We start from the raw sequence: 23071 nt of genomic DNA on the forward strand, positions 1-23071 counted from the left end.
AATGAAGTTTAGAAAGTTTAATAAGAGTTTATTAGCACTGGGCTTAGCCACTTTATATACAGTTAGTACCTTTGCAGCAGTAGCAACTGATGTGCCTGCAAATCACTGGGCATACACAGCAATTACAGATTTAGAAAACAAGGGGATTGTTACTTATAATAGTAAAGGACAATTTTTCCCTAATAACCAAATGACATACTTTGAGGTAGCAGATATCTTGGCAAAGGCTACAGGCTATGTCAATGTAGAGATTGCTACAAACATTGATGAAACCTTTAAAAATCAAATCATCAATAATTATAACAATCAAAAGTCAACACTTGCGTCCTATGCGACTAAATATAGTACATGGGATAAGCTCTATGATCAACAGGTAGCGTACATACTAGGTAGAGGTTTTATTAGCAAAACTGACTTAGACAAATTTATTACAAAAGCTAATAATAAAGAAACTAAAGCCATCATGACTAAACAAGACTTAGCAGTATACATCGTACGTATACTAGGTAAAGAAAAAACAGCTCAAGCTGATTATGTCGCTGGTGCTTTTAAGGATGAAAGCTTAATAAGTGCTACGAATAGACCTTATATGGCTTATTTAAAGAGTATAGGTATGATTACACCTGATGCAAAGGGTAATTCTAATCCTAATACGCCAGTTACCAAAGCATTATGTGCTAAGATGGTAAGTGATGCCTTAAAAATAAAAGAAGCGGGCACAGACAATAATTCTAATAGTGGCACTAATGGTGGTCAAACTAATACCACAGCTGGTGAAACTGTTACCTTCAAAAAGATGATGTCTAAGAACACCTCTGAACAATACATAGCAGTACAAAAAGAAGGAGACAGTAAAACAATTTATTATACTGTAAAAAATACTTTAAAAGCTAAAGATGAAGCAGGTAATGAGATTAGTTTATCTTCTCTTACAGCAGAACAAAAGATAACAGTAACCTATGAACTAACTAATAATATAGAGTATGTTACAAGTATAAAAGTAGTAGGAAATGGTAATAGTAATTCAAATAGCAATTCTAATAGTGGTTCAGATACCACCGTTAATGCAAGTACAGTAACAGGGACATTGTTAGAAAAGGTTAGTAATGGTATTGTCCGTATAAGTCTTTCAGATGGACAAACAAGAACGTATATTTTAGATAGCAACTGCACCATCACTTTAAATGGTGTAACAGCTGATAGTAGTGCCCTTAATGCAGGGGATACGGTTGTTGTTAGCGTAGCAAATGCAACGATTACTAAAGTACAAGCTACTAAAGGAACAGGCAGCATTGTAAGTACTTTAAGCAGTGGTGAAATCACAGCTAAACAAGTTGTTTTAGATGGCTATAATGTAACCCTTAAACAAGGAACTAGCGAAGCTACTATATTTATACCAGAAAAAGCAACAATTAAACGTAATAATAAAATTAAAAACCTAGAAGATCTAAGAATAGGTGATCAAATTAGCTTAACAAAAACAGGAACTACCATTAGTGCAGTTACAGCAACAGGGGAGCAAAGCAATGTAACAGGTATGATTAAAGAGATTCATCTGGCACAACCAGGCAGGGTAGTAGTTAACACCGGTAAGGAAACTGTAACCTATACCTTAGGTACAGAAACAGAGATTTATGATATTAATTCACGTAAATACATTAATTTACGCGATCTTCATTTAGGTCAAGAGATTGAACTCTTACTTGAAAGTAAAGAAGTGGTTTCTCTTGATGTAGTTAAGAGTACAAGTGCCGTGAACTATAAAGGTATCATTAAGAATGTTTCAAGAGGCAGTGATTACATTGATGTGCTTGTAGATTATGACCCTATATCAGGACAAACTCAGATTTATAAACGTATAGAAGTACCTAATTCGCTTTCTATTATCAATAATAACAAAGAAGTAAATCGTAACACTTTAGATATAGGTATGGAAGTTGTAATTACTTATAAATATTTAGACGATTCTTCACCAGAAAAAATTCTAATTATCGGATAGAGCAAGGTGCAATAATGAGAGGGGACATGAAGAAAAATGTCCCCTTTTATGATAAGGTAGGAAGGTATGCTTTTTAAACTGGACTTAAATGAAAGGAGTAAAAGTGTGGCAAGAAGTAGTGGAAAAAAAGTAATTAAGCTTAATAATGCTAGGAGAAGACGGAGCCTTAATTTAAAACCGGATAGAAAAATTATGGTGATTGCGATTGTTATAGCAACTATTTTGGGTATATGGCTTGCATTTAGACCAAATGCTTATGAGATTAGTATTAATGGAGAAGTCATAGGTGCCATTAAGGATATTAAGGTGATAGAAGCAGCGAAAGAAACTGTTATCGCACAGCTTAGGACAGAGTATCAAAGTGATGTTAAATTTGAAGATGACTTAGAATTAAGAAGATATCGCGCCAAAAAAAGAGACTATATTGATCCTACTTATTTAATATCCAGCATGAGAAGTAATATGCAGATTTTAGTAGGGTTTAAAGAAATTTATGTGGAAGATGAACCTATAGGTATAGTAACTTCAGAAGCAGAGCTTGAAACACTTAAGACGGAGCTTAAAAAGAAGTATTATGGAGACAAAGCTGTTAAAGTAGAATTTGGCAAGAAGGTTGAATTAAAAGATATATTTGCCAAAGAAGCTGATTTAATTTCTATGGAAAAACTAGTACAAAAGTGTACGGTAACAACACCTAAAAGTATTAGCTATGAAGTACAAAGTGGTGATACACTTTCAGGAATTGCTAATAAGTACAATACAACCATTGATAGTATTATTTCAGCCAATCCAGAATTCACAGATAAAGTTGTATTAAGAATTGGGCAGGCTATTAAAGTGAATATAAATGAGCCATTATTGCCATTAAAGATAGTGAAAGAGGAAGTACCTGCCGAAGAAAATAAAGAAGCTTAAATATAAAAAGAGATCAAGTAGGGGGAGATTCAATGCAGCGTATTGGTATTATTGAAGATGAAAAAGCTATTTCGGACATTATTAAGTATAACCTAGAAAAGGACGGCTACGAGGTATATACAGCCTATGATGGTGAAGAAGGTCTAGATCTTATCAAAACAAAGGATTTAGACCTAGTCCTACTAGATATTATGCTGCCTAAGAAAGATGGCCTAGAAATTTGTAAGGAAATTAGACAAACCAAAGAAGTGCCTATTATCATTATTTCTGCAAAAGCAGATGAAATCGATAAAGTTTTAGCTTTAGAATTGGGTGCTGATGATTATGTCACAAAACCTTTTGGTATGAGAGAGGTTATGGCAAGAGTAAAAGCAAGACTTAGAAGAAAAATGACAGAGGGAAATAAAGCAGAAGCTAACGAGGATAACTTAGTAGAAGATAATTTGTGTATGGATCTTAAAAAGTATGAAGTAAGTAAAAATAATGAAGCTATTGATTTAACTCTTAGAGAATTTGAGCTTTTAAAATTCCTATGGCAAGCCAAAGGACAGGTGTTTTCTAGAGAAGAGTTATTAGAAAAGGTTTGGGGCTATGAGTATTATGGTGATGTAAGAACAGTAGATGTAACCATTAGAAGACTAAGAGAGAAAATAGAAGACGATGCCTCCAAAGCAGCTTATGTATTAACCAAAAGAGGTGTAGGCTATTATTTTAGAGGCTAAGTTATGAGAACAAGCATACAGCTTAAAATCGTATTGATTTATTTGTGCACTATTATCATCATTATGCTCATAAGCGGTACATACATTGTGTATAGTACAGAAGAAAGAAGTTATGAAAGCGTACAAAGCACCATCGAAAACATGGCTGAAAACATTGAAGAGAGAGGCAATTGGAATCTAGATGATTTGAGCAATCAGGTAGATGATCAATATGAAATTTATTGCTTAGATTCAGAAGGAAGAGTGGAAAGTACTACAGGTGGTAAATTAAGTATAGGTGAACGTGTAAAAGAGGAAGTAGTTGTTAGGGCTAAAAGAACCAAAAAGTCGGCTACAGCTGAAATTAGCCATTTTTCTGTTTTTACTGGCGGTGAATATACAGATCATGCAAGGGTTATCTTGAATAAACAGGGAGATATCGAACGTATTATTTATATTAAAGCCAATATAGTAGATGTACACAATAATATCTTTAGCATCATGAAAACGATTACCATAGGATTGGTGCTAGCTATGTTTATTACGGGTTTCTGTGGTATTGTATTTTCTAATATGATTACCTCACCTATAAAAGCACTTACTAATAACTCAAAGAAATTGGCTGCTGGTAATTCTATTAATAGAATACCTGTAGAAGCAGCAGATGAAATTGGAGAATTGACTCAGAGCTTTAACTACATGGCAAGTCAATTAAGTACTACTATGGAGGTCATTACTAGTGAAAAGAATAAACTAGAAAAAATCTTTGAACATATGGCTGATGGTGTTATGGCCTTTAATAGGCAAGGGGTTTTAATCCATGTTAATTCTGTATGTTATGAAATGATAGGTGCTACCAGTATGGCCCCTAATTTCGAAGAAGTTTTTGAAAATATAGGTCTTGAGGTTAACTTTGAAGAACTACTAGCAGGTAAGCCTTATGAAGGCGCAGATCAAACGTTAACTATAGGTGATAGATATTTAAAAATGCATTTTGATGTTTATCTAAATGCTAAAAAAGAAGCAGATGGCCTAGTAGTGGTTATCCAAGATGTTACGAAACAGCAAAAGTTAGATCAAATGCGTAAAGAATTCGTAGCAAATGTATCTCATGAACTTCGTACACCACTTACCACCGTAAAGAGTTATACAGAAACCTTATTAGATGGCGCTATTGATGAAAAAGAGACGGCTATGCATTTCCTTGGTGTTATGGAAAAGGAAGCAGATCGTATGACGGCCCTAGTGCAAGATTTATTGGAGCTTTCTCGTATTGATAACAAGCAAATTCAGCTAGAATTTATTAGACTTAACTTAAAGCCTCTTTTAGAGGAGGTGTTAGAAGCACAGTATATACATATTATTAAGCATGGTCACCAGCTGCAAGTAGGTTATGATAAAAAAGAAGAATATTTTATAGAGGGTGATCTTTCTCGTATAAGACAAATTCTACATAATATTTTATCTAATGCTATTAAATATAGCCCAGAGCCAGGTACCTTAGGTGTCTACATGAAGAAGGAAAATGCATATGTTATAGTAGAAATCACAGATACAGGAATGGGTATACCAGAAGAAGATTTAGAGCGCATTTTTGAACGTTTTTACAGGGTAGATAAAGCACGTTCTAGAAAGATGGGTGGTACTGGACTTGGTTTATCTATTGCCAAAGAACTCATGCTTCTTCATGGCGGTGACATAAAGATTGAAAGCCAGTTAGGACAAGGGACAAAGGTGATTTTAAGCTTTCCAGAAGCTGTTAAAAAAATGTTATAAGATGTAATCATATTGTAATATTGAAAACAGAAAATCTATATTATAATATAAGTAGATTAATAAATGACTATATGACAAATGGAAAGTTAATAATAGATGACTTTTAGGTTCGGAGAAAGGGGGATTGTAGTCATGAAAAGAAGAAAAGGTTTGGTTTTCTTATTTGTATTTGTAATGATGAGCTTATATGCTAGTGCCATTTATGCTAATGATACAAAAGAAGCAGTTAAAGGTGTTAATGTGAACGTGGTAACAGAGGAAAAAGATGATAAGTCCATCGATTATTTAGTAAGTGAGGATGGCTACGTTAAAATCGCCCGTAACAACTCAAGCTTAAAAGTAGCTAATACCACCTTTGAAGGTAAGCAGCTTTTAATAGGTAATGTGAATAAAGGAACAGAAATCACAATTGCTATTTATAATAAAACAGCTAATAAAGAAGAGTATAGTGAAGAAGCTAGTAACACCTATACTATAAAGGTTGATACCTCAGAAGGTTTTGAACAACTTATAGAACTTTTAGAAGGTGACAATAAGATTAAAATTACTTATGCAAATAAAGCAGATAAAAAAGAGGATGTAATGGTTTTTTATATCAAACGCGAAAGTGCAGAAAACAAAAAAGCAATTGAAAGTTTCGTGGTTAAAGCAAACTTATAATCAAAGCAAGATAAGGGTGAGCATATGAGAAATAATTTCATTAGATTTGGTATCCTAGGCACCCTCATTATATTATGCATATGGCAGACTACAATATTATGGCTTGGCGATACGTCAAGCCATAATTTTTTAGGTGAAACCTCCAGTGATGTAGTGACTCAGCCAAAGGAGATATGGGTTAACAAAAGCGGTCTGGCTTATAAAATTGATGGGGATAATGACCAAGGCAGATTAGGACTTTTAACAGAACTAGTTAGTGAGATGAAAAAAGGGCAATATAAAATTGCTTTAGAAGAACAATATACTTATGCCCAACTATTAGCAAGGCAGGGATTCGTATATGAATATGGACTAAGTTTAAGCATAGATGAAATTTTAGGTTTTACAGTCAATAAAGAAAATAGTAAAAAGGAAATGGATAAGATTTCTGAAATTTTTATAGATATTAGCGAGAGCGATAGTTATCGTAACTATATTTATCTTATCAATGAAAAGCAGAAGGTTACTGCAAAAATTACTTTAGAAGGCAGATTAGAGTTACATAATAAAACAATTAAACACTATAATGATGAAAATAAGATTGAAGGGATTAAAACCTATCAAGCGAGCTTATTAAATACTAATTACAGCTTATTTAATAATTATAGTAATGCGTTTTTAAAAAATGTATTTTATCCATTAGATAATCAAAATCTGCCAATTCCTTATAAAGAGCTGTATATAAAGCCGATTATTACAGGAAAAACAGAAGCCGAGCAGATTAATCAATTAGAAAGCTATATTAATGTTTTTTTTAAGAATCCATCATATAAGGATTACAGTATTACACCAGAGGGGATTATTTTTAGCGATTCTTTTAATTTGAATATTAGATATTCTAATGAGGGTGTTCTAGAGTTTAAAAAGTTAATAACAGGAGATACAATTAAGCTATCGGCAGTAGAAAAAATGAATAAGATTAATAATTTTATTGCTGAGTCAGAAGCTATTCCAGAGCAACTTAAAAAAGGACTTTATTTAAAAGAAATCGTTGAAGATGAGAAATCAGAAGAAACTATTTATCGCTTTGGTTATCGTTATGAAGACTTCGAAGTGTTACTTACAGACCATATAAAAACCGAGCTCAAGACCAATGAATTTTTAGAGTTAGCTATAAAAAGTAATCAAATTGTAAGAGGCAGTTGGCTTATGCTAGAATTAGAAATGATCAATAAGGATGTAGCAAGCTATAAGGAATTAACAAGAGAAGTTAAAGGTGCTATCAATGATACATTGCAGCTTTGTAATATAAGCGATTTAGAAGCAGAACCGTTAGATTATATAGAGTGTGCTTATATTATTCAAAGTGTAGAATCAAAGATAGATTTTGATTGGGCAACCTTATTTGAAGATGAGTGGTACTTTCCGTAGAAAAAATTGACAATGCGAAGTTACTTCACATTGTCAATTTTTTTTGTTATATTTATTTTATGGGAAATATAAAATCCTATATTTCCGGATATGGGGGATGGAAATGAATGGAAGAAAAATATTAGAGAGGCTTATTTTATTATTTATAGGCATTAATTTGATATTGTTTATTTTTATTAGCATTAGACGAGGGACACAATATCAGCTTTCACAAACCAGGATAAATAACATCGTAGGGTTATTAACAGAAAGTGGTATCACATTAGAAGCCGAATTACCTAAAGAATTTGCTCCTAAGATGTCAGCTACTTTAAGTTATACAGGCGATAATGTAGCAGTAAGAAGTAATTTAGTCAAAGTTTTTTGGGGGAATGATTTGTCTAAAGTAAGCCGTTCTACAGAGAATAGTAAGGAACACTTTGCGTCCAAAGTTTATTATTTTAATAAAGAAGATGAGCGTTTAGCATTTGATAAAGAAGAAATAACATATACGAATACGGGTGTCAATTTATTAGGTATTAAACCTAGTATTACAGAAGCAAAAGCAAAAGCAGAAGCATTTATCAAAAGGCTTGGGGTAGGCAAGCTTTATAAAAATGCTTACTTTGAAATAAAAGAAGAGGAGAATAGTGTAATCATAACCTATTATCCTATCTTTGAGTATATTCCTATATTTGATTTGCCTATTGAAATAAAGGTGTATGCAAATGGCATAGGAAGTGCAACAATTTACTTAGGAGAAGTGAATGCAGCAAATGGTAGAAAACAGAGAATTACGCCTATAGACTTAGTTCTTTTCGGTATTGAGGAATACATTCCCTTAGAAGGGAATATTGTTATAAAGGATATTACCTTAGGGTATAAAAGACTTGAGAAAAAGGGAAGCAATTTGTGGGGAGAAGAAATTGTACCAATGTATAAAATTGAGGTGGATGGTTTAGAAAAACCGTTATTTGTTAATGCTTATACCAATGAAATTGTCAAATAATGAAATTAAACTTTTTATTTACTAGTTTTAATGTTATAATCTAAGATGGCATAGAGTGCAATGCTTTGTTAAATAATAATTAAGAGGTGTTAAGGTTGAGCGAGTTGTATATAAGAGGTGGAAAGCGTCTGGTAGGCGATGTAGTAATTAATGGAGCAAAAAATGCAGCAGTTGCCATTTTACCTGCAGCTCTTTTAGTAGATGGAATTAGTGAAATTGAAAATTTACCATATATAGATGATGTTATTAAATTAAAAAGTGCTATGGAAGACTTAGGTGCTATAGCTCACTTAAAGGATGAACATACCTTAGAAGTAGATGGTTCTACCTTATATAGTTATAAGGCAACCAATGAAGCTGTTGGAAATATTAGAGCGTCCTATTATTTAATAGGGGCACTTTTAGGACGCTTCAAAAAGGCAGAGGTAGCCATGCCAGGAGGGTGTAACTTTGGTGTGAGGCCTATTGATCAGCATATTAAAGGCTTTGAAGCATTAGGAGCAACAGTAACCATTGAAGATGGTATTATTAAGGCTTATGCCGAAAAATTAGTTGGAACTAAAATTTACTTAGACGTAGTCAGTGTAGGGGCTACGATTAATGTCATGCTTGCAGCAACCTTAGCAGAAGGAACAACGATTATTGAAAATGCGGCAAAAGAGCCACATGTAGTAGACGTTGCTAACTTCCTTAATATAGCAGGTGCAAGCATTAAAGGTGCGGGGACAGATGTGATTCGTATCAAGGGGGTAGAGAGACTTACAGGTGGTAAGTATGCTGCTATTCCAGATCAAATTGAAGCTGGAACATACATGATTGCCGGTGCTATTACAGGTGGTGATGTATATGTTAGAAATATTATTCCAGAACACATGTATTCAGTGAGCTTAAAAATGATGGAAATGGGTATTAAGATTGAAGAAGGTGATGATTACATTAGAGTAACAGCGCCAGAGGTTCTTAAAGGCACTAATGTGAAGACACTACCACATCCAGGTTTCCCAACAGACCTTCAACCACAAATGGCAGTACTTTTAAGCATAGCTAATGGTAAAAGTACAATTATTGAAGGCGTATGGGACAATCGTTTCCAGTATATTGATGAGCTGAAGAAAACAGGGGCCCAAATCACAGTAGATGGACGTACAGCTACAGTTGAAGGCGTAAGTGAATTAACAGGGGCAGAAGTAGCTGCCACAGACCTTAGAGCAGGAGCAGCCTTGGTTTTAGCTGGGCTTCGTGCTAAGGGAGAAACACATATTAAAAATGTTAAATACATCGATAGAGGTTACGAAGCCATAGAGAAAAAGCTTAAGGTATTAGGCGCAGATATCGAACGTAGATAATATAAAGTATAAAAATATAATAAAAAATAAAAGGCGATACTAGAAAATTTTCTAAGTATTGCCTTTTATTTTTATTCTGAATAAATATCAATATTTATCCTATAAGTTGATGCTATAATACCTTACAAAATGGTGCTATGGGGAGATTATTACTATCAAATATTCTAGCCTCACAAGCGCTTTCAAGACAGTAGTGAACCTTTAGAGGCTTGGGAGTAGCTGTGCAATCTAAGAGGATTTTTCTATCCTCAACCTCTGCTAAGACGAGATGATTCTTTCCTAGGTCATCTACTACATTGATGTAAGTTGGCTCATTAGGTTTAGCAAGAGGTAAGCCGTCACCCTGGAAGAAAAGATGAATATAGGAGCCTATAAGCTTTGCATCTTGTAATCTAGGACTTTCAGCGGCACTATTTTCGTTGTAGAGATACTTTTGTACTAAATTTCCTAAACGAGTAGCTACAGGCCTTTTATCTTTAGGATGAATATCCTCCATTTCGCCAATATCAGTAGTTACCACCATGTAAGTATGAGGGACGGTTCTTGTTATTTGTTCCTGAGCTAAACGCTGTTTACCCCATAAATAAGGGTCATGAGGATCGGCTTGTGTATTAAAGTTAGGAAGCTGTACATAGAAGAAAGGTAAAATAGGATTTTCGAAGACCTCTCTCCAATTTTTAGTAAGGATTTTAAAAAGTTTAGCATAAAGATGAGAAATGAGTTCATCACTTTCTCCTTGGTACCATAGTACTGCCTTAAAATGAAAAGGAACAATGCGCTCTAGCATAGCATGATAAAGAACAGAAGGCGTATTGGTATCAAAGGGACCAAAAGGTTCTGTAGGCCAAATAGTAGTTTGTTTACTAATATAGTGACAGATATTAACGAGATACTCACCGAAGGCTTTCATGTAGGCAAGAGGGTCTACTTCCTTGAGTCTTTGTTCGAAGTCTTTATAGTAAGCAAGTAGCTCATCGTCTTCCTTAAAATAGTCCTCTCTAATCCAAGTGCAAATAGGGCGTCCACCAAAAGAACAATTGACTATACCAATAGGAATCTTGTAAGCGTTATATAAGTGACTCGCAAAATGGTAGCCTATAGAAGAAAAGTTATGAATATGTGGCCAGGTGCAAGGCTGCCACTTAAGATCAGAAGTTTTAATTTCCCAACCTATAGTATCATCAGGACTTATGTAAGCGGTGCTACCCTCATATGGCTTAACGACCATATCACAAATACGTATCTCAGGTAAGTTAATAGAATACAAATCTAAATCCCCATTATTTGTTTCTCTAAGTGGCATAGCCATATTAGACTGACCACTACAGAGGTAGACATCACCTACTAAAATATCAGCTATAATAATAGTCTCATCGCCACAAGTTACCTTCATCTCTAAACTGGGACCTAAACACAAAGGCTCTAAAGTAATACACCATTTATTATGACTAATCATTGTAGAATGTAACTGCTGGCTAATGGTGAGTATAACTCTACTCTTATTAGGCCCACTTCCCCATACCTTAATGGCAGCATCCCTTTGTAAAACCATATGACTATTAAAAATCTCTGCTAACTGAAAAACCTCACCCACGGCTTATCCTCCTTGTGATACGTAGTCTTTAGAAATATATTTTTATTATTAATGTGTATTTTCTTTTACTAAGCCCTATTTTATATCATAACCTCTCCTAATTGTTATTGACAAAAATGCTAAGGATAACTGGACAAAATTGTGGATTGTAATCTAAAAAAGTTCAAAAATGGGGATAAATATTCACCAATTTATCTGATAGGCATAAGGCAAGCCTTATGTTAGGATAAGTTTGATAGCAAAGGTGTAAAAAGAAAAGATAGATGACAATGGGAGGGAAAGTTATGATTAATGATGAGAAGGTAAAGAAAATTTTATTTGGTGGCGACTATAATCCAGAACAATGGCCAGAGGAAATACTAGAAGAAGATATGAAGCTTTTTAAAAAAGCTGGGGTAGATGTTGTAACGCTCAATGTATTTAACTGGGCTATGCTTCAGCCAAGTGAAGAAGAATATGATTTCTCAAGGTTAGATAAGGAAATGGACTACTTAAAAGCAAACAATATAAAGGTTTGTCTAGCCACTTCTACAGCAGCTCACCCAGCTTGGATGGCTAAAAAGTATCCGGAGATTCTTCGCACAGAGTTTAGTGGCATGAGGAGGAAGTTTGGTGGACGCCATAATTCTTGCCCTAATAGCTTAGTTTATAAAAAATATGCAGTGCGTTTAGCGGCTAAGCTAGCAGAACGTTATAAAGACTATGATAACATTGTAGCTTGGCATATTTCAAATGAGTTTGGTGGGAAATGCTATTGTGATACTTGTGAAAAAGCCTTTAGAGTATGGTTACAAAATAGATATAAGACTTTAGAAGCTTTAAATAAAGCATGGAATACAAGCTTCTGGGGACATACCTTTTATGCTTGGGATGAAATCGTTGTTCCTAATCTTCAAAGTGAGCACTTTGAATGGGAAAGAAGTATGTTCCAGGGTATTTCCCTAGATTATGCACGTTTTAGTTCAGATAGTATGCTAGAGTGCTACAAAGAAGAGTATGAAGCTATTAAACGTATAACACCAGAGATTCAAATTACGACTAATCTCATGGGCTTTTATAAAGAATTAGATTATCATAAATGGGCTAAATATATGGATTTTGTTTCTTGGGATAACTATCCTTCTACTGATGATCCTTATTATAAGATGGGGATGGATCATGATTTAATGAGAGGACTTAAAGATGGGTTACCTTTTGCTTTAATGGAGCAAACACCTAGTGTGACGAATTGGCAGCCTTATAATAACTTAAAAAGGCCTGGAGTAATGCGCCTCTGGAGCTATCAAGCTGTAGCACATGGTTCTGATACGATTATGTACTTCCAGATGAGAAGATCTATTGGGGCTTGTGAGAAATATCATGGTGCATTAATTGATCACGTGGGCACAGGGGAAACCAGAGTATTTAAAGAATGTGCAGCTCTAGGAGCAGAGCTTGAAAAGTTAGGTGATGAAATTATTGGCTCCGTAGTAAAGTCTAAGGTAGCTATTTTATTTGACTGGGATAACTGGTGGGCGCTAGAATATTCAGCAGGTCCAAGTAAAGAGCTGCGTTATATCAAAGAAGTCTCTAAGTATTATACAGCCCTAGCTAAACAAAATATCAATATAGATATTATCGGTGTAGATGCAGACCTGTCCCCATACCAATTAGTTATAGCGCCAGTACTTTATATGATAAAAGGTGATTACCATAAGAAACTAGAAGAGTTCGTAAGAGCAGGTGGTCAGTTTATAACGACCTTCTTTAGTGGCATTGTTGATGAACATGATTTAGTGACTATAGGTGGCTATCCAGGAAAATTAAGAGAACTTATGGGCATATGGGTAGAGGAGATTGATGCCTTACCACCAGGAGAAGCAAATAAACTTGTTATGACAGATGGACGTACATATAGTGCTGAGCTGTTATGTGATTTGATCCACTTAGAAACAGCGGAAGTAGTAGCGGTCTATGGTGAAGATTTCTATGCAGGAACACCTGCTATTACCATCAATCATTTTGGGCAAGGTAAAGCTTGGTATGTTGGCAGTAGCTCTAGCCAAGAATTTTTCTTTGATTTCCTTAAAGAACGTCTAGAAGAAATAGAAATTAACCCTATTATGACTTTACCCGAAGGGATGGAAGTTACAAGACGTTATAAAGAAGGAGTAGAATACACCTTTATTCTTAATCATAATCAAGAAGCTAAAGAAATAACATTTGACCAAGCATATGTAGATTTACTAAAGGACAGTATTTACAAAAAAGGAGAAGTCTTAAATCTTAGTGCAAAAGATGTTTTGTTATTAAAAGCAAGTTTCTAATAGAAATAAGACAGAGGATAAACTGTATCGTATGGATAGAGTGTAGTGTTTATGGCAATGAGAAGGATAACTACTCATAAGATAGTTATCCTTCTCATTTTCTGTGTTCTTCTACTATTCTCTTTCTTAAACTTGGCTAAATAGTTACAAATTTCAGTTTATTAATATATAATAAACATAAACAAAATAACATGTTTAGGGGAGAAAACTGTGGAAGAAAAGAACTATCGTTATGATGCGTTTATTAGTTATAGACATGGTGAGCTAGACGACTTTGTAGCAGCTAAACTTCATAAAAAATTAGAAACTTACAGTTTACCAAGACATATAGCCAAACAAATTGGTAGGAAAAAGCTTAATCGTGTGTTTAGAGATAGGGAAGAATTAATGAGTTCCTCTAGCTTAAGTCAGGAGCTAGAGGAGGCATTATGTGATTCTAAGTACCTTATTTTAATAGGCTCTTCTAGAACATCACAGTCGCCATGGGTGATGAAAGAAATTACTACTTTTAAAGCTTTAAATGGGCCAGAACGTATATTACTACTGATTATTGAAGGAAAAGTAGAAGAAGTCATTCCGGATATTTTAAGAGTACATATAAGGACTTACGAGGAGAACGGGGAATTAGTTACAGTAGAAGAAAAGGTAGAACCGTTAGCGACAGACATTAGAGGAGCAAATAAAAAAGAAGTAGAAAGAAAGCTAGAGGAGGAAATACTTAGGCTGATTGCTCCGATTGCAGGATGCCGCTATGATGACTTAAAACAGCGTCATAAGGAAAGACGAAAGAAGAAGCTAATGGGATTAGCCTTAGGTTGTGCGCTGCTTTTAGGAGGCTTTGGGGCCTTCAATGCTTGGCGTGTATGGCAAATTGGTGTACAGATGAGAGAAAAGCTGGCGACTCAGTCTAGAGCTTTGGCGGATCAATCCCTTAGATTATTAGAAAAAGGCGATAGAATGAAGGCCATTTTAGTGGGTAAAGAAGCTTTGCCCAAGAGTTTAGCTACGCCAGAAAAGCCTATTATGGATGAAGCTCTTTATGCACTGAGTGAGGCGCTCTATGTCTACAAATATGATTTTAAATTAGTGCCAGAGAAGACTTTAGATTATTCAAGACCCTTATATTTTTCTAAACTTTCACCAAAGGGAAAATGGGCAGCTACATTAAGTGAGGAAGGCTATATAGAAATTTGGGACCTAGAAACAGGGGAGTTAAAAAGTGTTGTTAAAAAGGGAAACAGCTATCTTAGGATGGATAGTTTTGAATTTATAGAAGATAAGCATTATATCCTTTCAGATGAAGAAGGCTTAAAGTTGACAGAAGTTGCTACGAATCAGCTCAGCTGGCAAATAGCAGGGGAATCCTACAATAAATTTTATTTGAGTCCTGATAAAAAGCAGATTTTAGTAGTAGGAGATACAGTTAGGCTTTATGATGCAGAAAAGCAGCAAGCAATAGGAGAGCTAGTAGGACTAGATATTGATAGTTATAGGGAGATGCAGGTGACTTGGAATCAAGATATGAGTGTGCTAGCTATAGGACAAGATGGTAAGGTACATATTTGGGATTTAATCAATAAAAGGTGGCTAACGACCTTTGAAAGCAAATATAAGATTTTATCTGGTTTAGTATTCATAGATGAGAGGTCATTAGCTGTTTCAAGTAATGATGAATATAAAGATGAGATGGAATATTTCTATGGCAATGGTCGAGGTAATCTAAGTTATATGCGTATTGGAGTTAATGGAGCAGAAGAAGTATGGCAGCTAGATTCAAGTGAATCTATGATAGAAATGCTTAGAGTTAACCCAGAAAATCCACAACAATTAGTGATGACAAAAGGAAATGTACTAGAAACTGTAGATGTTACTGTAGGCAAAGTCCAATATAGTCTAGCCCAGTCCTCCACGATTATGAATTATTGTTTACTAGGTAATCATTTGGCGCTTTGTGGGATGAGGGACGGTTCTGTAAGGACGCTTATGCTAGATGTAGGTGGTTTATATGATAGTGCTAGTTTTAATCATTCGTCAGGCATTACTGACTTAAACTATGCAGGTGGCAGAATCGTGATTACGACAGGTGAAGACAAGAAGGGTTATATTTATAAAGATATGTCTGGTTCACCTAAGGCTACCCTAGAAGGTTTTGAAGGGAGTATGGAGCAAGGGGCATATAGTAAAGATGGTAAGTGGGCATATACTATTTCAAATCAAGGTGACATGGCCTATATATGGCATATGGATAAGCAAGCACTAGTTACCAGTATTCCAATGGAAGAGTATGCAGGAAAGGCTGGCTTTCTAGAGGACAATCAAAGCATTTATATTTTTAGTGCTAGAAAAGGCATCGAGGTTTGGGGATTAGATGGTACTTTTAAAGAAGCTTTTAGTAATGAACTAGCTGAAGAAATATACTATAAAGCACCTTACTTTTACTTGGTTAGTGATACTGAGGTGCAGATTGTTAAAGAAGATAATCTAGAGCTTTATAAAACAATTGAAACAGTAGATGCAGTAAGCCTTAGTATAATAGATGAGGGACGGTTCTTAACTTTGGACAAAGCAGGACAGTTGAGCCTAGTAGATATACAAACTACCAAGGGACAGGTCTTAAAGGAAGAAGGTGTGCTAAACTGTATTGCCAATAAGGACACAATAGCTGTTTGCTTAGAGGATAATAGTGTAGAGCTAATTGATTTAAAAACAGGGAAGATAACAGATGTATTAAAAAACGATGGACTTGCCTTAAGCTATTTTGTTTTTGATGAAGAAAGTAAAACACTTTGGTTAGGGTATGAAGATACTACGGTATGGTATTATTCGTTAGAGACAAAGATGCGTGAGCAGTTAAAAGAAAATTTACCCTCTCCTATGACAGGTATTCATTTTTACAAGGAAGAAAATAGAATGGCAATTACTACTGAACAAAATGAACTACTAGTTTATAACTTACAAAATCAAAAAAGACTAGGGTATTTAAAAGCGATTATAGCTGTTAATGATAAGTGTGATGAATTTATAAGAGGAGATTATGAGAAGCTTTATGTAGTTCCTTTTTATACAGCAGAAATGTTAGTAGAAGAAGCTCAGAAGCAGTTAGTAGGTAGGACACTTACAGAACAAGAAAAGGAACAATATTTTATTCAAGAGTAAAAATAAGAGTAACTCATGCATAATTAACTGTATTAGGAAATGAGATAGATGGCTACCTACTAGGCGTTCATAGCGTATTTACATAGGCTCTAAATTTAAGGCCTAATGGAAATACTTAGAAGTCACTCCTTTAGGTAGTCATCTATTTTAATAGGTAATGAGATATTAAATCCTACCATAGGTTTTTAAGAAAATATCGCCTCTAATAATATAAATATCATGAGGATCATCACTACGTACGGCAATATAATCTCCTATGGCACCATACATATATTTGCTTTTATCCCAAGCGGTAAAGACTTTAGTGACTCTTGTAAGAGGCTTAGCATAGATTTGTACCTTTCCTCTAGCTAGGCAGGATTGTACGTGGTCTTTAAGGAGTAAGGTTTCTCCAGTTAATTTATTTTTAATAGAAGGGAAATACTGAGCGTCATCTAAAACAAAGCCACTAGATAACCTCTCATAGCTACGTTCAAATTTGTCTTTTTGAATAGGGTATACTTCGCCATCAATACCAATCATAATATATACATTTTCAGAGGCAGTAATGTCGATATCACCTTCTAAAGTTCTCACAATAGCTGGTGTATGAGGAGGTAAAAGCTTCATCGTTTCTACATAGCCAATAGGAATAGGAAGCTTTTGATAAAGTGGCATATCAAAGGTATCCATTACATAAGTACCAGCATCGACAATATCATAGCTCTTATGATAGCTGTCTAGTCGGTTTAAGAAATAAGCTTCTGAGGATAGACCAGGATAACTTTTCTCAAAAAGCTTTTGATTAATAAAGCCACCAGCTTTTTCAAGGTGTCCTCCGCCAGAACCAATTTCTTCAGTTAAATAAGCTGCCAGTTCACTAGCTTTAATTTCTTTCACGCAGCTTCTAACAGAAAGCTTAATGCCATTAGTAAGTTCACTATAGACCACACAGGTATTAACCGTATCTACTTGGAGCATCATATCACTAATAAGTCCTAAAATATTAGGGTCACAAGGACGTGCTTTGATAAGAGAGAAACGATAGACTTCATTATAGGTATAACGAATGAGTGCTAGGCCTGCAATCTCAATTTCGGCTAAAGAAAGGTTGGAATTTTTGAGGCGTTTAATAATGCTCTCATCAATATGTAAATGATCTCTCATATCTTTATCTAGTGGATGATAGAGTTCGGCGAATTGGCTAGTGTCTGTAAATAAACCATAGTATAGGGCAGTAGCAATAAGAGGAAATTCATTAACCTCAAAGCCGGCATCCAAAAACATTTGCCATACTAAAGTAGAGCAGCTGCCTAAAAAACTGCAGATTTCACTTTTTTCAACATTGGTTATCTCGATTTGATGATGGTCAATAATAGCAACATCATCAGCTTCTATGAGGGTTACATTGCCAGCGCCATATTGACAATCTATAGTGATGAGAAGCCCATTTACTTTGGTCATTTTGGTATATTCTATGGGAATATTTAAAAGGTCTATCATAGCCACAAGATTTGTTTTTTGGATTTGAAAATGCCCACTGTAGATGAGTCTAGTGTCACACCCCTTAAGCCTAAGATAGGTATATAAAGCATAGCCTGCACCTAAAGCATCTGCATCGGGATTATCATGGCATTGGATAGTAATGGGAGCAGTAGTTATTAAATCGGATAGTTTCATAAGCCCTCCTTATATATAGATTTATAACTATTATATAAATTTAGAATAAAATATACAATTATAATTGTAAAAGCTTTTAAATAAAGAAAGTATTTTAGAAGGAAATGTGTTGTATAATGGAAGAAGAATGAAAAGGGAAAGGGCCTAAAAAATGCGTATTAGTGAAGGACTAGTGAAAATCTCCGTTAGAGAGCTAGTAGAATTTGTACTCAGAGAAGGAAGTATCACCTCAGGGGTAACTAGTAGCAATAGGGCTGTTTTAGGAACCTTGGCTCATAAGAAGATTCAAGAAAGTATGGAGGCTAATTATGAGGCAGAGGTCAAAATGGTTCATGAGTGCGAAAAGGATGGCATCATCTTTGTGGTAGAGGGTAGAGCAGATGGGATTATTAGAGACCTAGTAGGGGTTACTATTGATGAAATCAAAACTACAACTAAAGACCTAAGCTTAATTGATGAGAATTACAATCCTCTTCACTGGGCTCAGGCTAAATGTTATGCTTATTTTTATGCTAAAGAAAATGCTCAGAAGGAAATGCAGGTACGCCTTACCTATTATCATATAGAAACAAAAGAAATCAAACATTTGCAAAGAGGCTTCTACTTTGAAGAATTAGAAGCTTTCTTTAATCAGGTTATTACGAAATACTCAAAATGGATTCGCTTTTACATGGAGTGGACTAAAAAGAGGGACGGTTCTTTAAAGGAACTAGCCTTTCCTTTTGAAAGCTACCGCAGGGGGCAAAGAGAGTTAGCTGTTAGTGTTTATAAAAGTATTCAGCAAACCAATAACCTTTATGTCAGTGCACCAACAGGCATAGGCAAGACCATGTCTACACTTTTTCCGGCTTTAAAGGCTATGGGAGAAGGACATGGCAGTAAGATTTTTTATCTTACTGCAAAAACCATTACTAGGACCATTGCAGAAGAAGCAGCTGTGCGCTTATACGAAAAAGGGGCTAAGATTAAAACGATTACTTTAACTGCTAAAGACAAGATTTGTTTTTGTGACAAAAGGCAGTGCCATCCTGATTATTGTGAATGGGCCAATGGCCATTATGACAGGGTAGATGACGCGGTTTATGAGATTATTAATGAGAAAGATTTAATTTCTAGAAGCATGGTAGAGGATTACGCTAGAAAACATCGGGTATGTCCCTTTGAATTAGCCCTTGATTTATCTATATGGGCAGATATTGTGATTTGTGATTATAACTATGTATTTGACCCTAGTGTAGGACTAAAGCGATTTGCAGATAACAGAGATTTTGTGCTTTTAGTAGACGAGGCACATAACCTAGTTGATCGTGCGAGAGAAATGTATTCTGCTAGTCTTTCGAAAAGACAGGTCTTAAGTGTGAAGAAAAACTTAGGGAAAGGCTACCCTACTATTTCTAAAGAACTTACAAAGCTTAATGAGTGGTTTTTAGATTTAAGAAGGGAATATATAGATGAATTAGGGGTTTATATTAGTAAGGAGGCCCCTAAAACACTTTATCAGATTAATAGAAGGCTCATAGCTGCATGTGATAAAAAGCTGCAGCAGGGGGGAGAAAATAATTTACCAGCTGATTTAATAGATTTGTATTTTGAGGCTTATAGTTTTAATCGTATCTATGAACTTTTTGATGAACATTATGTCGTTTATGGAGAAAGTAGTGGACAAGAAGTGAGATTAAAGCTGTTTTGTATAGATCCAAGTACTGCTATTAGTAGCATTACAAGTACTTGCAAAAGTGCTATCTTCTTCTCGGCTACCCTCTTGCCTATTGATTATTATAAATACATGCTAGGAGGTAAGGAGGATAAGGCCATAGCTTTTGATTCCCCTTTTATAGAAGAAAATGCTTTAAGGCTAATGACTACGGATGTATCCACTAGATATAGACATAGGGAAGGAAGTTACACAAAGATTTGCAACGCCATTTGTCAGTTAGTAGAACAAAAAATAGGACATTACATGGTGTTCTTTCCATCTTATAAATATATGTTAGAGGTATTTGAGCATCTAAGGGTCATGACTAGTCAAAAAAAAGAGGATTCTGACTTACAATCTGACTTACAAAATGAGAGTTACTTTTCAGTATATGATGATTTAGGAAGGTTAAAATATGAAGTCTATAAGCAAACCAGTGAAATGAGTGAAGAACAAAGAGAAGGCTTCTTAGAAAGGTTTGTCCCCAATCCAAATACCACCACCATCAACTTCTGCGTATTAGGAGGCATCTTTTCTGAGGGGATAGACTTAACAGGAGATAGGCTTATTGGGGTAGTGGTAGTAGGTGTAGGCTTACCACAGCTTGGCCTAGAAAGAGACCTTATTAAAAATCACTTTGATGAAGAAGAAAAAGACGGCTACCACTATGCCTATACTTACCCAGGCATTAACAAAGTACTACAAGCAGTAGGACGTCTTATTCGAACAGAAGAAGATAAAGGAAGTATCTTGCTAATAGATGACCGTTTCAATACCCCTCTTTACGAAAGTCTTCTAACACCAGAGTTTTACCAGGCTAAAAAAGTAAAAACACCAGAAATAGCATCCTATGTCAAACGCTTCTGGGAGCAAATAGAATGATCTCGGTTTTCTTTTATACCAACTTTACTTTGTAGCTCTCAAGCCATATATTAAGTTGAACAAGATAAGCAATAAGTTGTGGCCCTGTCATAAGCTGACCAAACCAAGGCCTTGTATAAGCTTCACCCTTGGTATCTACTAATTTCTGCGCAAACTCTTTATTAATAATAGTAAAGAGTGGCGCATTTTTATTTTGCAAAACTTCGCTAAGCATATCACTTACAAGCTGCGTATAAATAGGATTGTGTGTTTTAGGATAAGGACTCTTTTTGCGATAAATAATATCTTCAGGTAAAATGCCTTTAAGTGCCTTACGAAGGAGTCCTTTTTCTCTGCCTTGATAGAATAAATAGTCATCTGGCAAATTAAAAGCGTATTCGACTAAACGGTAATCGGCAAAAGGTACACGTACTTCTAAGCTATTAGCCATACTCATACGGTCTTTACGGTTTAAGAGGTTAACCATGAACCATTTCATATTTAAATAGAAAATTTCTCTGGTACGTTGTCTGTCAAGAGATTCATAACCTAATTGAGGGACAAGTTTTAGACTATCTAAATAATTTTCTTGGACCATTTCTTCAAGAGGAAGAGAGGCGTATTCAGGAGAAAGGAGCTGTTTGCGGCTTCGAACAAAATTGGACCAAGGGAAGGTCTCTAGGTTCCTAAGTTCAGGCCTAGTATACCAAGGATATCCACCGAAAACTTCGTCGGCACATTCACCAGATAAGGCAACTATAAAATCTTCTCGAATTTCTTTGCAGAATAAGAAGAGAGAAGAGTCGATATCTGCCATACCAGGTAAATCACGAGCTAAAACAGCAGACCTTAAAGCATAAGCTAGCTCATCGTGTTTGATCGTATAAGTACGATGGTTACTTTGGATAAACTCAGCCATTTGAAGTGCCCAATATTGATCGGAAGTAGGTTGATAGATAGAGGCTCTAAAGTATTTATCATTATCTTCGTAGTCAAGAGAATAGGTGGTAAGTACTTTATTACGCTTTTTATAAGAACGAGCAGCAATAGCAGAAATAGCAGAGGAATCTAAGCCACCTGACAGAAAAGTACATAAAGGTACATCACCGACTAATTGGCGTTCAATAGCATCGATAAGTAAATGTTGTAAATGTTCGGTAGCTTCCTCCAACGTTTCATGATTTTCAGTAGCCCTTAGCTGCCAGTATTCTTTAATGACGATATCTTTCTTATTAATAATAGCTAGGTGAGCAGGGGGAAGTTCACTTATTTCTTTAAACACAGCACTACCTGGTCTGACAGCAGGCCCTAAACCGAATATTTCTGTAAGTCCTTCTCTGTCCACGGTAGGAGAAATAGCGGGATGAGCTAAAACTGTTTTAATTTCTGAACCCAAAATAAGAGTGGTACCTTGAATGCTATAAAAGAAAGGTTTAACGCCTAGTTGATCACGTACTAATAAAACCTGCTCAAGTTTTTCATCATAAACTGCAAAAGCAAATATACCATTAAGCTTTTCGACGCAATTAACCCCCCAACACATGTAAGCTGTTAAAAGCACTTCAGTATCTGAGTAAGAATCAAATTGGTACCCATTATTAAGGAGTTCTTTTCTAATATCTTCTGTATTGTAAAGTTCGCCATTGTAAATAAGGGTGTACTGAAAGCCACCTTGTTCTTTAGTCATAGGTTGAAGACCACCTTTGGGATCTACAACAATGAGTCTTCTGTGCCCAAAGAGAACATGAGGATAAGATTTATAGCCATGTTGATCAGGGCCGCGCATTTTTAAGGTATCAGTCATGCTTTCTAGATGAACCTGTTCATTAGTAAGAATTTTTTTGAAATCTACAATGCCAGCAAAACCACACATAAGGGCTCACTCCTTTTTGAGTAATATAAACAGAGCTTTTTGAAATTAAGTTATCTCATAAACGCAGAAAAGAGGAAGCGAATAAATGCTTCCTCTTTAGTATATTTAGGATTTCTTAGCTTTATGAAACC

At 35.3% G+C, this 23071-nt stretch carries 14 protein-coding genes; 11 read left to right on the forward strand and 3 right to left on the reverse strand.

Annotated features, from left to right (window positions below; genetic code table 11):
- The first annotated feature begins 1 nt into the window (after position 1).
- The 8 genes from QTL86_RS21095 (at position 2) to QTL86_RS21130 (ending at position 9795) form a co-directional block, all read left to right on the forward strand.
- Positions 2 to 1999, forward strand: a complete 1998-nt coding sequence (locus tag QTL86_RS21095; RefSeq protein WP_127064645.1) for an S-layer homology domain-containing protein — start codon at positions 2 to 4, stop codon at positions 1997 to 1999.
- A 105-nt stretch (positions 2000 to 2104) separates the two neighbouring features.
- Positions 2105 to 2914, forward strand: coding sequence for a LysM peptidoglycan-binding domain-containing protein (locus tag QTL86_RS21100; protein WP_410495969.1), 810 nt, complete (start codon positions 2105 to 2107; stop codon positions 2912 to 2914).
- Between the two features lie 32 nt (positions 2915 to 2946).
- Entirely contained in the window at positions 2947 to 3636 is a 690-nt protein-coding gene (locus tag QTL86_RS21105; protein ID WP_127064643.1) for a response regulator, read from the forward strand.
- 3 nt (positions 3637 to 3639) lie between these two features.
- Positions 3640 to 5391: an ATP-binding protein gene (locus QTL86_RS21110; protein ID WP_127064642.1), complete on the forward strand. Its 1752-nt coding sequence runs from the start codon at positions 3640 to 3642 to the stop codon at positions 5389 to 5391.
- Positions 5392 to 5523: 132 nt separating this feature from the next.
- On the forward strand, positions 5524 to 6051 hold the full coding sequence (locus QTL86_RS21115) for a hypothetical protein (protein ID WP_127064641.1): 528 nt from the start codon (positions 5524 to 5526) through the stop codon (positions 6049 to 6051).
- Between the two features lie 24 nt (positions 6052 to 6075).
- Entirely contained in the window at positions 6076 to 7461 is a 1386-nt protein-coding gene (locus QTL86_RS21120) for a hypothetical protein (protein WP_127064640.1), read from the forward strand.
- 103 nt (positions 7462 to 7564) lie between these two features.
- A complete protein-coding gene (yycI, locus tag QTL86_RS21125; protein WP_127064639.1) occupies positions 7565 to 8449 on the forward strand; it encodes a two-component system regulatory protein YycI in 885 nt (294 codons plus the stop codon).
- 95 nt (positions 8450 to 8544) lie between these two features.
- Positions 8545 to 9795 (forward strand): UDP-N-acetylglucosamine 1-carboxyvinyltransferase, encoded by a 1251-nt coding sequence (locus tag QTL86_RS21130; RefSeq protein ID WP_127064638.1) that lies wholly within the window; start codon positions 8545 to 8547, stop codon positions 9793 to 9795.
- A gap of 112 nt (positions 9796 to 9907) precedes the next feature.
- Here QTL86_RS21130 and QTL86_RS21135 read toward each other — a convergent pair whose 3' ends face one another.
- Positions 9908 to 11389, reverse strand: coding sequence for a sialate O-acetylesterase (locus QTL86_RS21135; protein ID WP_127064637.1), 1482 nt, complete (start codon positions 11387 to 11389; stop codon positions 9908 to 9910).
- Positions 11390 to 11673: 284 nt separating this feature from the next.
- On the opposite strand from QTL86_RS21135, the gene QTL86_RS21140 reads away from it, so the two are divergent.
- Positions 11674 to 13695 carry a beta-galactosidase gene (locus QTL86_RS21140; RefSeq protein ID WP_410495970.1) on the forward strand — a complete coding sequence of 674 codons (2022 nt, stop codon included), beginning with the start codon at positions 11674 to 11676 and terminating at the stop codon, positions 13693 to 13695.
- A 210-nt stretch (positions 13696 to 13905) separates the two neighbouring features.
- Positions 13906 to 16851: a TIR domain-containing protein gene (locus QTL86_RS21145; protein WP_410495971.1), complete on the forward strand. Its 2946-nt coding sequence runs from the start codon at positions 13906 to 13908 to the stop codon at positions 16849 to 16851.
- A gap of 165 nt (positions 16852 to 17016) precedes the next feature.
- Here the strand turns inward: QTL86_RS21145 and QTL86_RS21150 are convergent, their stop codons facing one another.
- Positions 17017 to 18510: a DHH family phosphoesterase gene (locus QTL86_RS21150; protein WP_410495972.1), complete on the reverse strand. Its 1494-nt coding sequence runs from the start codon at positions 18508 to 18510 to the stop codon at positions 17017 to 17019.
- A 151-nt stretch (positions 18511 to 18661) separates the two neighbouring features.
- Between QTL86_RS21150 and QTL86_RS21155 the strand changes: the two genes are divergently transcribed.
- Positions 18662 to 21088 carry an ATP-dependent DNA helicase gene (locus tag QTL86_RS21155; RefSeq protein ID WP_127064633.1) on the forward strand — a complete coding sequence of 809 codons (2427 nt, stop codon included), beginning with the start codon at positions 18662 to 18664 and terminating at the stop codon, positions 21086 to 21088.
- A gap of 13 nt (positions 21089 to 21101) precedes the next feature.
- Here QTL86_RS21155 and asnB read toward each other — a convergent pair whose 3' ends face one another.
- A complete protein-coding gene (gene asnB, locus QTL86_RS21160; RefSeq protein ID WP_127064632.1) occupies positions 21102 to 22940 on the reverse strand; it encodes an asparagine synthase (glutamine-hydrolyzing) in 1839 nt (612 codons plus the stop codon).
- Positions 22941 to 23071: the final 131 nt, after the last annotated feature.

The sequence above is a fragment of the Cellulosilyticum sp. ST5 genome (assembly GCF_046529625.1).
GTDB classification, from domain to species: Bacteria; Bacillota; Clostridia; order Lachnospirales; family Cellulosilyticaceae; genus Cellulosilyticum; species Cellulosilyticum lentocellum.

What these genes read in the sequence shown, in the direction of transcription:
- QTL86_RS21095 (WP_127064645.1), top strand. Translation starts at nt 2, where the DNA reads ATGAAGTTTAGAAAGTTTAATAAGAGTTTATTAGCACTGGGCTTAGCC.
- QTL86_RS21105 (WP_127064643.1), top strand. Translation starts at nt 2,947, where the DNA reads ATGCAGCGTATTGGTATTATTGAAGATGAAAAAGCTATTTCGGACATT.
- QTL86_RS21110 (WP_127064642.1), top strand. Translation starts at nt 3,640, where the DNA reads ATGAGAACAAGCATACAGCTTAAAATCGTATTGATTTATTTGTGCACT.
- QTL86_RS21115 (WP_127064641.1), top strand. Translation starts at nt 5,524, where the DNA reads ATGAAAAGAAGAAAAGGTTTGGTTTTCTTATTTGTATTTGTAATGATG.
- QTL86_RS21120 (WP_127064640.1), top strand. Translation starts at nt 6,076, where the DNA reads ATGAGAAATAATTTCATTAGATTTGGTATCCTAGGCACCCTCATTATA.
- yycI (WP_127064639.1), top strand. Translation starts at nt 7,565, where the DNA reads ATGAATGGAAGAAAAATATTAGAGAGGCTTATTTTATTATTTATAGGC.
- QTL86_RS21140 (WP_410495970.1), top strand. Translation starts at nt 11,674, where the DNA reads ATGATTAATGATGAGAAGGTAAAGAAAATTTTATTTGGTGGCGACTAT.
- QTL86_RS21150 (WP_410495972.1), bottom strand. Translation starts at nt 18,510, where the DNA reads ATGAAACTATCCGATTTAATAACTACTGCTCCCATTACTATCCAATGC.
- QTL86_RS21155 (WP_127064633.1), top strand. Translation starts at nt 18,662, where the DNA reads ATGCGTATTAGTGAAGGACTAGTGAAAATCTCCGTTAGAGAGCTAGTA.
- asnB (WP_127064632.1), bottom strand. Translation starts at nt 22,940, where the DNA reads ATGTGTGGTTTTGCTGGCATTGTAGATTTCAAAAAAATTCTTACTAAT.